A 12,806-nucleotide genomic window follows, 5' to 3' on the forward strand; every position below is an offset into this window, starting at 1 on the left:
AATTTTTTTGACACAAAGACGATTATTTACATCGGAATCAGTAACAGAAGGTCATCCAGATAAAATTTGTGACCAAATATCAGATGCTATCTTAGATGCGATTTTAACGGAAGATCCAAACGCTCGTGTAGCTTGTGAAACAACAGTTACTACAGGTTTGGTTTTAGTTGCTGGAGAAATCACAACCTCTACTTATGTAGACATTCCAAAAGTAGTGCGAGCTACTATTCAAGAAATTGGATATACGCGAGCTAAATATGGTTTTGACTCAGAAACGTCAGCAGTTCTTACAGCTATCGATGAGCAATCGGTTGATATCGCTATGGGAGTTGACCAAGCACTAGAAGCTCGAGAAGGTTCGATGTCTGATTCTGATATTGAAGCAATCGGAGCTGGGGACCAAGGTTTAATGTTTGGCTATGCTTGTAATGAAACACCAGAGCTTATGCCACTTCCAATTAGCCTAGCCCACAAATTAGCTCGCCGATTAGCTGAGGTTCGTAAAGACGAAACATTAGATTACTTACGACCAGATGGTAAAACACAAGTAACAGTAGAATATGACGAAAATAACAATCCAGTTCATATCGATACGATTGTTATTTCCACACAGCATCATCCGGAAGTAACGTTAGAACAAATTCAAAAAGATTTAAAAGAACATGTTATTAAACCAGTAGTTCCTACTAATTTAATAACAGACGAAACAAAGTACTTTATCAATCCGACTGGTCGCTTTGTTATCGGTGGTCCACAAGGGGATGCAGGTTTGACAGGTCGTAAAATTATCGTAGATACTTACGGTGGGTATGCTCGTCATGGAGGAGGAGCTTTCTCTGGTAAGGATCCAACAAAAGTAGACCGTTCTGCAGCTTATGCAGCTCGTTATGTGGCAAAGAATATTGTTGCAGCTGGTCTTGCTGATCGTTGTGAGGTACAGCTTGCTTATGCAATCGGAGTAGCACAGCCTGTATCAATTGCTATTGATACATTTGAAACAGGTAAAGTATCCGAAGCAGATTTGGTAACTTATATCCGTGAGCTATTTGACCTTCGCCCAGCTGGCATAATTAAAATGTTAGACCTTCGTCGCCCAATCTACAAGCAAACTGCTGCTTACGGACATTTTGGACGTACTGATATTGATGCACCATGGGAAAGAACAGACAAAGCAGAGCTATTAAAGCAAAAGGCTGGTCTATAAAAGAGTCTTCTATTACAGAATGCCTCTTATAAAAACAGAAGGTATTAAGAGATTGATCTCTTAATACCTTCTGTTCTTTTTATACTTTTATACAGATGATCTGAAAACTAAGTGTATTTAAAGGAGATTAATAATTGGGTGCGTTTACTCTTTATGGATTAATGGGTATAAATTATATAAAATATAAGTATGGTTAAATTTTTTAATCATTTTTAAATTGGTTTTATCGATTTATAGTATTGTCCTTTTTCAGCATACTCATGAATAATTCGTTGCACATCTTTTTTATCTTCCTCATTTAGTTCTCGTATAACCTTTGCTGGACTTCCAAAAGCAAGCGTATTAGGTGGAATTTTTTTGCCTTGAGGAACCAAGCTTCCTGCTCCAATAAAAGCACCCTCACCTATTTCAGCGCCATCTAATATAATGGAACCCATGCCAATTAAAGCACCTTTTCGGATTGTGCAGCTATGTAAAGTGACCTGATGGCCGACAGTGACCTCATCTTCAATGATTAATGGGTTATTGGGACTTTGGTGTAGGCAACTTAAATCTTGAATGCTTACTCTACTTCCGATCACAGTAGGGGCAACGTCCCCTCTAATTACCGTATTAAACCAAATTGTAGTCTCTGGTCCGATTGTAACATCCCCTGTAATTGTGACATAATCAGCAATATAAACTGATTCATCGATCGAAGGTTTCTTATCTTTGTAAGGATAAATCAAAATAGACACACTCCTTTATTTTATTAGAATATAATTAATCCTATCAAACAAATGGGAAGAAGGAAATAAATAGTACGTGGAGAGTGTTTTAGAAATGAGGTATGTTGAACATGTGGAAATGGGAATCAGATGAAAAAGCAAAAGCAGTAGTAATAATTGTTCATAGTGCCTATGAACATCACAGACGCTATGCTTGGTTAATCGAAAAATTGAGAAGCTCTAATTGCCATATAGTAATGGGAGATTTACCAGGACATGGAGAGTTGGTGAGAGCAAAAACGATCCATGATGAATCTTTTGATCTTTACAAAGAATACATAAAACAAGCAGTACAGGTGGCAGTTTCCTATGACCTTCCTATATTCATCATTGGACATGGTCTTGGGGCAACCCTGGTGATGAAAATGTTACATAAAATAGAGGTCCAGTATGCTGGTGTCATCTTGACATCGCCATGGCTACAATTGAACAAGCTTCCATCTAAATGGACCAAAACTTTAGCCAAAATTTCTGTACAGCAAAAGATAAACCATGATATTCAGCTCAAGGAACTCACTAGAAACTATGGCGCTTATCAAAATCTAGTGGATGATCCTTATTATCGAACAATAATTTCACATGGCTGGTATAAAGAACTGGAAAATGAGATGAGAACGGTTAGTCAATATCATGAATCTATTCCTAATGTTCCTTTACTATTGATGACAGGGGAAAGAGATAAAATTACGGATACAACCGCAGCTAAAGTATGGCTGAAAAAGCAAGAGCTTTCGGATTATCAATTTAAGGAATGGAAGAATTGCTTTCATGACTTGTATCTAGAGCCAGAAAGAGAAGAAATATTTACGTATTCCCATTCCTTTATTAATAATGTATTACGATCCATCGGATATATCGTGTAATAATTAACTGCCACTAGAAACTGAAGTACAAATAGAAATGATTCAAACGAAACGAAGGACATGTTTAATTTGAATTACAATTCCTTAAAATATACAAACGAATAATCCATCATTTGAAAAAAATAAAATAAACATTAATAAGTGACTAGGACAAAGCCACCTTAGAAATAAAAAACCACTTAAATTTTACGAACAGTAGAATTTAAGTGGTTTTTCTTCGCTGTAGTTCTCCGCTCGAACGAGTTTTTCCCTCTATATCAAATAGATATGCTTACTATTTCAAGACCTGAAAGGTAGACTAATTATGTTCAGCGTTTCTATTTTGAAGATTTATTCTCTTCTAACAACATGATAATTTTGTCCAATTTTTTGTCAATATTGGATTCAGAAGAGGTGTGAGACGATCTTGGTGTGGCATTTATTAATAGTCTTCTTATAAAAAGTGTGAATGATATTACTCCTAGCATGATTAAACTCAAAATAATGATTAACGTAATAATATCCATAATGACCTCCTATATTTTCCTAATTATACCACTTTATGATTGCGGAAAAAGTAATTTTAAAGAGAAGGGTTACATAGATAAGGAAAGTACTTACTTAACTATCACTTTTATCTATATTAAATGTTTCATTATCAAACAAATAGAATTTTTGTGTTATAATCATATAATTCAAAAATAGTGAGAGATTAGGAGAAAACTATGGAAAACCAACATATTATTCGTAATATAATAGTAGAAACACCTTCTAAACCTGGTAACTTTGCTAAGGTAGCAACTGCCATTGGTATGGGAGAAGGCGATATAGGGGATATTACAACTTTAAAAAGTGGTGCTTTAACTACTATTCGCGACATATCTGTTACAAGCAAGTCTAAAAAAGATTTTGAAAAAATTATAAGTAATATAGAAGCTATTGGAAACGGTGTGAAAATTCAAGCGATCAGTGATGATGTATTGAAAGCGCATGAAGGTGGAAAGATTGCGATGAAGAGCAGATATGACGTTCGTTCACTAGGGGACCTTCAAAGAATCTACACACCTGGTGTAGCTAGTGTTTGCATGGAGATTGTCAATGAACCAGACAAGGCTCAATATTTTACTTCTATCGGAAATTCAGTAGCTATTGTTACGGATGGAACTGCTATATTAGGGTTAGGTAACATCGGTTCTGTTGCAGGTATGCCGGTAATGGAAGGGAAATCTGTACTGTTAGATCAGTTTGTAGGATTGAGCGGTATACCGATTCTATTAGATACGAGCGATCCGGACGAAGTAGTAGAAACTATTAAGCATATTCACCAAGGATTTGGTGCAATATTGCTTGAAGATATCGGTTCACCACATTGTTTTGAAATAGAAGAAAGATTAAAAGCAGAGCTTCCGATCCCTGTTATGCATGATGACCAGCATGGAACTGCAGTGGTAGCATTGTCTGCTATACTTTCTGCATGTCGAGCTACCGAGGTAGATATCAAAAAGGCAAGGATTGGTCAGATAGGCTTAGGAGCAGCAGGATTAGCTATATGCCGTATGCTAATGGCCTATGGAGTAGAAGATGTATATGGATTGGATCGTCAGGAAGCGGCAAAAGAGCGTCTGCTTCAGTACGGTGGTCAGACAATGAATTCTTTAGAAGAAATGATGGAGAACTGTGATATTATCGTAGCTACTACTGGTGTTCAAGGTTTGATAAAACCAGAGATGGTGCGAAAAGGTCAAATCATATTAGCGCTTTCTAACCCTAATCCAGAAATCCTTCCATCTGAAGCGATTGCGGCTGGAGCAGCTTTTGCTGCAGATGGTCGCTCAGTAAATAATGTAATAGGATTCCCAGGAATTTTTAAAGGTGCTTTAAATGCTGGGGCTAAAGAAATCACGTATCCAATGCTGATTGCAGCGGCGAAGGCAATTGTGGATTATACAAGACCGGGTGAGCTAATACCAAACCCATTAGATCCTGCAGTCCATTATATTGTCGCTCGTGCAGTGGAAGAGGCTGTAATGAAACAAGCTTAATCTGAAAAACAAAAAGAAGAAAATACCAGCTAGGAAGCTGAAATCTTCTTCTTTTTTAATGCTTCTTCATAATCTGTTGCTTCTATTAAAGCCTTCTCTTCTAATGGAATCCGAACGGAAAGCATTGCAAGGTTTAATAGCGTGAACGCAAGTGCTGTAAAATATGCCTGGAACATCAGGGGAAGTAACAGGATTTCGGTACAAACAACAATATAGTTAGGGTGTCTGAAATATAGATATGGACCTTTTGTAACTACGTTAGCGCCAGGAAGTATAATTATTTTGGTATTCCAAAACTTTCCGAGAGATGTCAGGCACCACACGCGAAGTAATTGGACTAACAAGAAAACAAATAAAAATACTGGGAATAATGGAGATATTCCTCGATCCAGTAAAACAACCTCTGCAATTAGAAAAAGAAAGAAGCTTATATGAAGTGCTAGCATGTAAGGGTAATGGGAAGCTCCCACTTCGTAGGCCCCTTGAGCTAGCATTCGTTTCTCGTTTCTCTTAGCAACAGCTACTTCGACTAATCTCTGAATTATGACTAGTGCTATAACGATGAAAAATAACATATCAATCCCTCCAATTTAATAGCACTGCTTCGCCACAAAAACCAGGGCCTAGAGCGACTAGCATGCCATAGTCATTAGGAGCATTTTCTTTAAGCATAAATTGTTCTAATACATAGAGAACCGTTGGAGAAGACATATTTCCATGATTTTTTAGCACTTCTCTTGAGGTAGCGGTTTGGTCTTCGGATAGATGAAGGGTATCCTCATACGCCTTTAACACTTTTTTTCCTCCTGGATGAGCAACAAAGTTAACGATATCCTCACTCGTAATCTTTTCCTCGCTCAAGAATTCGTGCATAAACGGGCCAAGCCATTTGGAGATAATCGTCGGTATGCTTTTCGAGAATACTACATGTAAGCCACTATTTTTTACTTCCCAGCCCATAACATCTTCAGAATCTGGCATCCATTTGGACGCTGTATTAATGATATGAGGTACGGGTCTTTTGGTTCCAATTTCCACATCGTCCCCGCAAACTAACACGCAGGCCGCTCCATCTGCAAAAAGAGAGGCACCGACTAGATTACTCTTAGAATAATCATTGGGTTGGAAGGTAAGGCTACATAGCTCAACACAAACAACGAGCACCTTGTCAGAAGGATGTGCCTTACAGTAATCAAATGCTCTGCTTATGCCTGCTGCCCCGCCTGCACAGCCTAGTCCCCACAATGGAATACGTTTTAGCCTGTCTGAGAAGGGAAGATGATTCATCACCCGCGCATCGATACTTGGAGTAGATATACCAGTGCTGCTTACAAAGATAATAGCATCAATTTCTTCAGGGGAGACGTTCTTCTCTAGGAAAGAACTGTTTTGAAGGCAGGCTTGGATTACTTCTACACTATATTTGGTAGTAAGCTCAATATACAGAGAATTTCTCTCTTCAAATGAATGATTCGTTTGATGCCACTCTAGTGGTACACAAAAATTTCTCGATTTGATATCACCGTTTTCAAATACTTTAAGCAAGCGTTCAAGCTGTGGGATTTTATCTTGAAAAAGCTCTTTCGTTAATTGTTCTATGTTGGATTGTTCTAGGGAGTATGGAGGTTTATATGTACTAACGGAAGCTATTTTTGGCATGGTAATCTCCTTTTTATGTTAGTTTCTCCACCCTTCATCCATTTATTCACCTTTCCTTCATTTTTTCTATGGCAATGATAAATGGAGGGTCATTTTCTTGGTTTAGAAATTGGTAGCATAATACATGAACGAAAGATTGAGGGAGTTGTTGAACAAAAGAAATGACTTCATCTTTTTCTTGTTTACCACCCTCATGTCCATGATAAACTACTAAAACAATGAGACCTCCAATTTTTAGAAGATCTAATAAGGATGTAATTGCTTGAATAGTGGAGTTACCCCTAGTAACTACCTCATGATTACTACCAGGTAGATAGCCTAAATTGAAGACAGCTGCTGAAATCTGTTTGTCGATATAATTACTTACATTGCCGTGACTATCTAAAATTAGAGAGACACGATCTCTGACAGCCGCATTACTCAGTCTTTCAGAGGTCGATTCAATTGCTTCTGTTTGGACATCGAATGCAAATACATGTCCTTGATCGCCAACTAAGCCGGCAAGGAATAAGGTGTCATGACCATTTCCAGCAGTTGCATCAACTACCGTATCTCCTTCTTTTATCACATCCTGAAGAAGCTCCTTTGCATAAGGAAGAATTCTTTTTAGCTTCATAATAACTCACCAGTCTTCGTAAATAGTTTTCCTTGATAGCTTTCTCTATTAGCGAGTTCAGCATCGATTCCATTCAACACTTCCCATTTGTTGGCACTCCACATTGGCCCAATCATTAAATCAATAGGACCATCTCCTGTAATACGATGAATGATCATCTCAGGCGGGAGAACTTCTAATTGGTCAGCTACCAGCTGGATATATTCATCTCGTCCCATAAACTCTAACATTCCTTTTTCATATTGCTTCACCATAGGAGTTCCTTTTAATAGGTGCAGAAGGTGAATCTTAATCCCTTGAACATCTAGCTTAGCTACCTCTCTGGCTGTTTCCATCATCATCTCTCTATTTTCTAATGGCAAACCATTTATAATGTGAGTACAAATACGGATACCATGCTTTCTTAGTTTAGAGACTCCTTCTATATAAGTATTAAAATCATGGGCTCTGTTAACTAGCCTTGCTGTACTCTCATGGACTGTCTGTAGACCGAGCTCAACCCATAGAAATGTCCGTTCATTTAACTCTGCCAAATATTCTACTACGTCATCTGGTAAACAGTCAGGTCTAGTCGCAATAGAAATCCCCACAACTCCTTCTAGTGCCAGAGCAGCTTCAAACTTTTCTTTTAACACAGGGAGGGGGGCATGTGTATTCGTATAAGCCTGAAAGTAAGCAATATATTTTCCTTTCTTCCATTTCTCATGCATTTTATCTCGAATTTTTTCAAACTGCACTGGTATAGGATCTACTTTGTCACCTGCAAAATCGCCACTACCAGCAACACTGCAAAATGTACATCCACCATAAGCAACCGTGCCATCTCGATTTGGACAATCAAACCCTGCATCAAGCGCCACCTTGAAAATTTTCATATCAAAGGTATCACGCAAATATCGGTTCCATGTAAAGTATCTCTTCCCGTCTGAAGGGAATGGAAAGTTATTGTTCATTATTTTCACTCCTTAACAGGATTATTTTATCATGAAACTTTGACTTGGTAGATTTAATTATCTTGAAGTGCAGTTTAAAAAAAGCTACAATATTTTGAGTGTCTAAGGAAATGAGGAATATTAATGCCAAAAGCAGTCTGGCTTTTAATTATTGGAATGTTTATTAATACACTGGGGAATTCATTTTTATGGCCTTTACATACAATCTATATGCATGACTACCTTGGTCAATCGTTAACGATGGCGGGGTTAGTGTTGATGCTAAACGCTGGAACCGGTGTGATCGGTAATTTGTTAGGCGGGTTTTTATTTGACAGAATAGGCGGCTATAAATCTATAGTGTTTGGAATTCTGTTATCCATACTCTCGTTAGCAGCGCTAACCGTTTGGCATGATTGGCCAGAATATGTATGGCTAGTCGCTATTCTCGGGTTTAGTGGTGGTATCATCTTCCCAAGCATGTATGCGATGGTGGGGAATGTATGGCCGGAAGGTGGACGTAAAGCGTTTAATGCTATTTATTTAGCTCAAAACTTAGGTGTTGCCATTGGTCCAGCCTTAGCTGGAATAGTTGCAGATCATAATATAAATAATATTTTTGGAGCAAATCTACTCGCCTATGTGTTCTTTTTTGTTATCGCTCGTCAGTTCTATGGAAACATGTCTAACGTTTCAAACCATCAGGCCTCTATTTTAGGAGAAGAGAAGAAAATTAAACAAATGGCACCTTTTTATGCAATGATGATTGTAACATTTGGTTATATGCTTACTTGGATCATTTATGTTCAATGGACTTCGACTATATCAACCTATGTACTAGATTTAGGAATTACATTAAAGCAGTATAGTCTTTTATGGACGGTCAATGGGATACTGATCTTGGTTGCTCAGCCGCTTATTAAACCAATTATTAATCGTTTAGAACATAAGATAAAAACGCAGATGATTTTAGGGCTTGTCATATTTATGATTTCCTTTATAGTGGTAGCATTTGCGGAAGACTATACGATGTTTGTCACGGCGATGGTTATTCTAACTTTTGGGGAAATGTTCGTTTGGCCAGCAGTTCCAACTATTGCTAGCCAGCTGGCTCCAAAAGGCAGGGAAGGCTTCTACCAAGGCATTGTAAATAGTATGGCGACCGTGGGACGTATGATTGGACCATTAATAGGAGGAGTTTTAGTTGAAGCGCATGGCACTCCAGTCATGATATTAATTTTAGCCAGTCTAATATTTATTTCAATTATTACCAGCTTACTATACGATATACCATTAAAAAAACAAGCAGCCTTGAATGAGAAAGGTTAAAAATATTGGCTATGTTAAAGGTTATGGTTGATTTAGGATGCAAAGAAATATTAAATCAGAGAGTAGAATTGATTTCCGCCCCAGCCGGACGCTTTCCGTGGGGTGAGCGATAAGCCATCACCCGTCGCTAACGCGCGCGGTTGTGATGTCTTATCTGTCTCACTCATCCCACTGGAGTCGCCGTCTGGCGCTCCAATCAATAAATGGGAACAGCTTTAGGATCGATAAAGCGCTAATCAATTTACTCGCATAAACAAAGCTGAAAAACTGTCACCAACCCCATTTACATCATCTATTTATGTTTTTAGGCATTTGAAAGTTCCTTTTTTAATGTTTACAGTAACTATAAAAAAGAATGGTTAGTCAAAATCAACCAATAACTTTAACAAAGCTAAAATATTTTAGACCTAAGTCCTTAGTGGCTTAGGCCTTTTTCGAATATAAAGATAAACTTTGGAAATAAAATGAAAGGTTATTTAGTCCACAAGTCGAATAAGTAGGTGAGAGGAATCTATGAAGTAACTGATAAATTATGTTGAAGGGTGATGTAGAATATGGATATACAAACGGTTGTGAATATATTTTTCATAATTTTATTGGTCATAGGTATTATTAGTTTTTTTTCAGGTTTTGCAATTATGAAAATCTCGAAAAACCACAAAAACAGCTTTTTCTTTATGTTTGTTCTTAGTCTTATATTGCTCCTTTTTCTTTTGGATTGGTTCCAATCTGTTGGATCAGAAGTATTTTTAGCAACTATACCATGGCTATTAAATCAAGCAATTGCGATCTTCTTGTACGTTCTCTATTTAATCGTTGCTTGGTTTATTTTAAAAAGGCTGAATAAGCGAAATTTGGTAAGCTAACGGTTACGTTACTGCAAGGAGAGGAATGACTTTTAAAACACTGTTCTTATTTCATTTTTTAATAATCAACACCGACCTGAGCAAAGATTTATAGACTTTTTTTCGATAGCCCAAATGTAATTAAAAAAGAGCTAGGGGTGATTACTAGTGAGAGGTATATCATTTAAAATTCCAAATTCTTATGGCAAACATTTATGGGAAATATTAGAGTGTATTAATATTAGGGAATTAACTTGGAAAATAGGTGATGGAGAATCATATTTTATTGAAAATAATACTTTAGGAAACCCTCTGTTTCCAAATAGCTCCTCATTAAATGGTGAAGAATTATGGAAACAAATTTCAAAAAAAGATTATTACCTTATATTTGTTGATTTAAAGGGATTTCCAAAAGGGCTGATGTAAGGGAAGTCGCAACTTATCAAGAATTTATGGAAAGTGAATGTCAGTTTTTAATCCTGCTGGTAGATTGCTCAGACGTAATCATTTATTCAAAGGATCAACTAGCCATTCAGCATATATTCTCCAAGGCATTAGCTACTGGCTACACAAACATAGAATATATAACTGATGAAAATGATACTTACTCAACGCTAATAGCTTTCTAAATGGTTAAATCACTAATGACAAGGGGAGAAACGATTGTGACTCAAAAAAATAAAGAGCTATCATCGGAACAACGTGAAGAGCTACTCCAAATATTAAAAGATCGTTTTGAGGCAAATATGAAACGCCATACAGAAGTGAAATGGGCTAACGTTCAAGAAAGGCTGGAAGCTCATACAGAAAAACTGTGGTCTCTTCATGAAATGGAAAGAACAGGTGGAGAGCCGGATGTCGTTGGATACGATATGAAACACGACGAATATATTTTCTATGATTGTGCATCAGAAAGTCCAAAAGGTCGTCGAAGTGTTTGTTACGACCGGGAAGCACTAGAGTCAAGAAAAAAACATAAACCTGAAAATAGCGCAGTAGAAATGGCTGCAGACATGGGTATTGAGCTTTTAACAGAGGAACAATACCGAGATTTGCAGGAACTAGGAAATTTCGATTTAAAGACTTCTAGTTGGGTAAAAACACCTGACAATATTAGAAAACTTGGTGGAGCTATCTTTTGTGATCGTCGCTATGATACTGTCTTTATGTACCACAATGGAGCAGATTCCTACTATGGATCCAGGGGGTTCCGAGGCTGGCTAAGAGTCTAATATTGAAAGAGCTCTATATCAACTTTATAAGCTAGGAAACTTATTAAAGTAATGTTAGGGGGATTTAATGAACATAAGTAAATATGTAACATGCGTCATTTGCCTAATGTTGTTGTTCGGATGTTCACCATCGATTAACGATGCTAGCGGTTATAAAAAAGCAGGAATAAATGAAGAGATTCCAGTACCAGCTAATGCACAATCAAGCACAGATCAATTTGACAATCCTAATATTAAAAAGGGTGAAGAGTATATTTTAAAGAATATTGGTGGGGAACAAGGGCTTTATCCACCTAAAGAATACTTTGAGGAAATTAAAAATTGGGGTTGGGAAGAGTTGAAAAGTGAACAAAATGGGCATGTCCACTTTTTTAGTAAAGAAGGGACTATTATATCCATTGTGATTAAAGAGGATTATTTTCAGCTATATGAAATGAAGGAAGAATTCGAGCTTAGTCATTAGATGATCTATCTATTCCGATTCATTTTAATTGGTATTGTGTGAAAAATGGGGTTTTCCTCCATTTTTTGATGTTAAAGAAATCGACTGTAAAATTAGAGATTAATGTAAAAAATTTGCGGAGTTGTTGGATTTTTGAGAATATAATAGAGTAGTAATTATTTTGAGAGGGGATGGGGAGCATGAAACCAATATATAATTCAGCAAAAGATGCCGTTGCAGGTATTGAAGATGGCATGACGTTAATGGTAGGTGGTTTTGGACTTGTTGGTATTCCAGAACAGTTAATTTTAGCGTTAGTTGAAAAAGGGGTAAAGGATTTAACCGTAATTTCTAATAACTGTGGAGTAGATGACTGGGGTCTAGGCCTTTTACTTAAAAATAAACAGATCAAAAAAATGATAGGCTCTTATGTAGGGGAAAATAAAGAGTTTGAAAGACAAGTAATTTCAGGAGAGATTGAAGTAGAGTTGACTCCTCAAGGTACTTTAGCAGAAAAAATTCGTGCTGGTGGAGCAGGAATACCTGCGTTCTTTACTCCTGCAGGTGTAGGGACGGTTGTTGCAGAGGGGAAAGAGGTACGAATGTATGACGGCAAGGAATACGTTCTAGAAGAAGCACTTAGAGCAGATTTTGCGTTGATTCGCGCAGCTAAGGCAGATAAATTTGGTAACCTAATCTATAACAAAACAGCTCAAAACTTCAATCCAATGATGGCTGCTGCAGGGAAAATTACAATTGCTGAGGTAGAAGAAATCGTTGAGACAGGCGATTTAGATCCAGCTCAAATACATACGCCAAGTATTTATGTCCAAGGTCTGTTCCAAGCAGAACAGGAAAAAAGAATCGAACGTCTAACGACACGTTCATAAGGGGGA

15 protein-coding genes are annotated in these 12,806 nt (G+C 37.3%); 9 read left to right on the forward strand and 6 right to left on the reverse strand.

The annotated features are described in order from the left end of the window. The first annotated feature begins 7 nt into the window (after positions 1-7). Complete coding sequence (gene metK, locus MKY09_RS06170; RefSeq protein ID WP_169359984.1) at positions 8-1,204, forward strand: methionine adenosyltransferase; 1,197 nt, start codon at positions 8-10, stop codon at positions 1,202-1,204. A 212-nt stretch (positions 1,205-1,416) separates the two neighbouring features. Here the strand turns inward: metK and MKY09_RS06175 are convergent, their stop codons facing one another. Then, positions 1,417-1,932 carry a gamma carbonic anhydrase family protein gene (locus MKY09_RS06175; RefSeq protein WP_298469684.1) on the reverse strand — a complete coding sequence of 172 codons (516 nt, stop codon included), beginning with the start codon at positions 1,930-1,932 and terminating at the stop codon, positions 1,417-1,419. Between the two features lie 110 nt (positions 1,933-2,042). Here MKY09_RS06175 and MKY09_RS06180 point away from each other — a divergent pair, with 110 nt between their 5' ends. Beyond that, on the forward strand, positions 2,043-2,834 hold the full coding sequence (locus MKY09_RS06180) for an alpha/beta hydrolase (RefSeq protein WP_342567864.1): 792 nt from the start codon (positions 2,043-2,045) through the stop codon (positions 2,832-2,834). A 317-nt stretch (positions 2,835-3,151) separates the two neighbouring features. Here the strand turns inward: MKY09_RS06180 and MKY09_RS06185 are convergent, their stop codons facing one another. Then, positions 3,152-3,340 carry a DUF4083 family protein gene (locus MKY09_RS06185; RefSeq protein ID WP_342567865.1) on the reverse strand — a complete coding sequence of 63 codons (189 nt, stop codon included), beginning with the start codon at positions 3,338-3,340 and terminating at the stop codon, positions 3,152-3,154. 198 nt (positions 3,341-3,538) lie between these two features. Here MKY09_RS06185 and MKY09_RS06190 point away from each other — a divergent pair, with 198 nt between their 5' ends. After that, entirely contained in the window at positions 3,539-4,855 is a 1,317-nt protein-coding gene (locus tag MKY09_RS06190) for a malic enzyme-like NAD(P)-binding protein (protein ID WP_342567866.1), read from the forward strand. A gap of 29 nt (positions 4,856-4,884) precedes the next feature. On the opposite strand, the gene MKY09_RS06195 is transcribed toward MKY09_RS06190, so the two are convergent. From MKY09_RS06195 to MKY09_RS06210, 4 genes are read right to left on the reverse strand one after another with little or no spacing between them, the layout of a single operon-like run. Beyond that, positions 4,885-5,430, reverse strand: a complete 546-nt coding sequence (locus tag MKY09_RS06195) for an isoprenylcysteine carboxylmethyltransferase family protein (RefSeq protein WP_169359989.1) — start codon at positions 5,428-5,430, stop codon at positions 4,885-4,887. Between the two features lies 1 nt (position 5,431). Continuing rightward, positions 5,432-6,514, reverse strand: coding sequence for a 3-oxoacyl-[acyl-carrier-protein] synthase III C-terminal domain-containing protein (locus tag MKY09_RS06200; protein WP_342567867.1), 1,083 nt, complete (start codon positions 6,512-6,514; stop codon positions 5,432-5,434). 46 nt (positions 6,515-6,560) lie between these two features. Continuing rightward, a complete protein-coding gene (locus MKY09_RS06205; RefSeq protein ID WP_342567868.1) occupies positions 6,561-7,130 on the reverse strand; it encodes a class I SAM-dependent methyltransferase in 570 nt (189 codons plus the stop codon). Then, positions 7,127-8,083 carry a TIGR01212 family radical SAM protein gene (locus MKY09_RS06210; RefSeq protein ID WP_342567869.1) on the reverse strand — a complete coding sequence of 319 codons (957 nt, stop codon included), beginning with the start codon at positions 8,081-8,083 and terminating at the stop codon, positions 7,127-7,129. Before MKY09_RS06210 ends, MKY09_RS06205 begins: the two co-directional genes overlap by 4 nt. 123 nt (positions 8,084-8,206) lie before the next feature. Here MKY09_RS06210 and MKY09_RS06215 point away from each other — a divergent pair, with 123 nt between their 5' ends. From MKY09_RS06215 to MKY09_RS06240, 6 genes are all read left to right on the forward strand, one after another. Continuing rightward, on the forward strand, positions 8,207-9,391 hold the full coding sequence (locus tag MKY09_RS06215) for an MFS transporter (protein ID WP_342567870.1): 1,185 nt from the start codon (positions 8,207-8,209) through the stop codon (positions 9,389-9,391). Positions 9,392-9,945: 554 nt separating this feature from the next. Further along, the gene (locus MKY09_RS06220; RefSeq protein WP_342567871.1) at positions 9,946-10,257 is read left to right on the forward strand and encodes a hypothetical protein; all 312 of its coding nucleotides are present in this window, start codon (positions 9,946-9,948) and stop codon (positions 10,255-10,257) included. Positions 10,258-10,404: 147 nt separating this feature from the next. Next, positions 10,405-10,662, forward strand: a complete 258-nt coding sequence (locus MKY09_RS06225; protein WP_342567872.1) for a DUF2691 family protein — start codon at positions 10,405-10,407, stop codon at positions 10,660-10,662. Positions 10,663-10,901: 239 nt separating this feature from the next. After that, positions 10,902-11,468, forward strand: coding sequence for a DUF4256 domain-containing protein (locus MKY09_RS06230; protein WP_342567873.1), 567 nt, complete (start codon positions 10,902-10,904; stop codon positions 11,466-11,468). 67 nt (positions 11,469-11,535) lie between these two features. After that, complete coding sequence (locus tag MKY09_RS06235; protein ID WP_342567874.1) at positions 11,536-11,931, forward strand: hypothetical protein; 396 nt, start codon at positions 11,536-11,538, stop codon at positions 11,929-11,931. 179 nt (positions 11,932-12,110) lie between these two features. Continuing rightward, positions 12,111-12,800: a CoA transferase subunit A gene (locus MKY09_RS06240; protein ID WP_169359998.1), complete on the forward strand. Its 690-nt coding sequence runs from the start codon at positions 12,111-12,113 to the stop codon at positions 12,798-12,800. Positions 12,801-12,806 lie beyond the last annotated feature (6 nt).

The organism is Psychrobacillus sp. FSL K6-4046, from assembly GCF_038624605.1.
GTDB lineage: Bacteria > Bacillota > Bacilli > Bacillales_A > Planococcaceae > Psychrobacillus.

Excerpts from the sequence above, each read along its gene's own strand:
- MKY09_RS06180 (WP_342567864.1), top strand. The coding sequence starts at position 2,043 with ATGTGGAAATGGGAATCAGATGAAAAAGCAAAAGCAGTAGTAATAATT.
- MKY09_RS06185 (WP_342567865.1), bottom strand. The coding sequence starts at position 3,340 with ATGGATATTATTACGTTAATCATTATTTTGAGTTTAATCATGCTAGGA.
- MKY09_RS06190 (WP_342567866.1), top strand. The coding sequence starts at position 3,539 with ATGGAAAACCAACATATTATTCGTAATATAATAGTAGAAACACCTTCT.
- MKY09_RS06195 (WP_169359989.1), bottom strand. The coding sequence starts at position 5,430 with ATGTTATTTTTCATCGTTATAGCACTAGTCATAATTCAGAGATTAGTC.
- MKY09_RS06200 (WP_342567867.1), bottom strand. The coding sequence starts at position 6,514 with ATGCCAAAAATAGCTTCCGTTAGTACATATAAACCTCCATACTCCCTA.
- MKY09_RS06205 (WP_342567868.1), bottom strand. The coding sequence starts at position 7,130 with ATGAAGCTAAAAAGAATTCTTCCTTATGCAAAGGAGCTTCTTCAGGAT.
- MKY09_RS06210 (WP_342567869.1), bottom strand. The coding sequence starts at position 8,083 with ATGAACAATAACTTTCCATTCCCTTCAGACGGGAAGAGATACTTTACA.
- MKY09_RS06215 (WP_342567870.1), top strand. The coding sequence starts at position 8,207 with ATGCCAAAAGCAGTCTGGCTTTTAATTATTGGAATGTTTATTAATACA.
- MKY09_RS06220 (WP_342567871.1), top strand. The coding sequence starts at position 9,946 with ATGGATATACAAACGGTTGTGAATATATTTTTCATAATTTTATTGGTC.
- MKY09_RS06235 (WP_342567874.1), top strand. The coding sequence starts at position 11,536 with ATGAACATAAGTAAATATGTAACATGCGTCATTTGCCTAATGTTGTTG.
- MKY09_RS06240 (WP_169359998.1), top strand. The coding sequence starts at position 12,111 with ATGAAACCAATATATAATTCAGCAAAAGATGCCGTTGCAGGTATTGAA.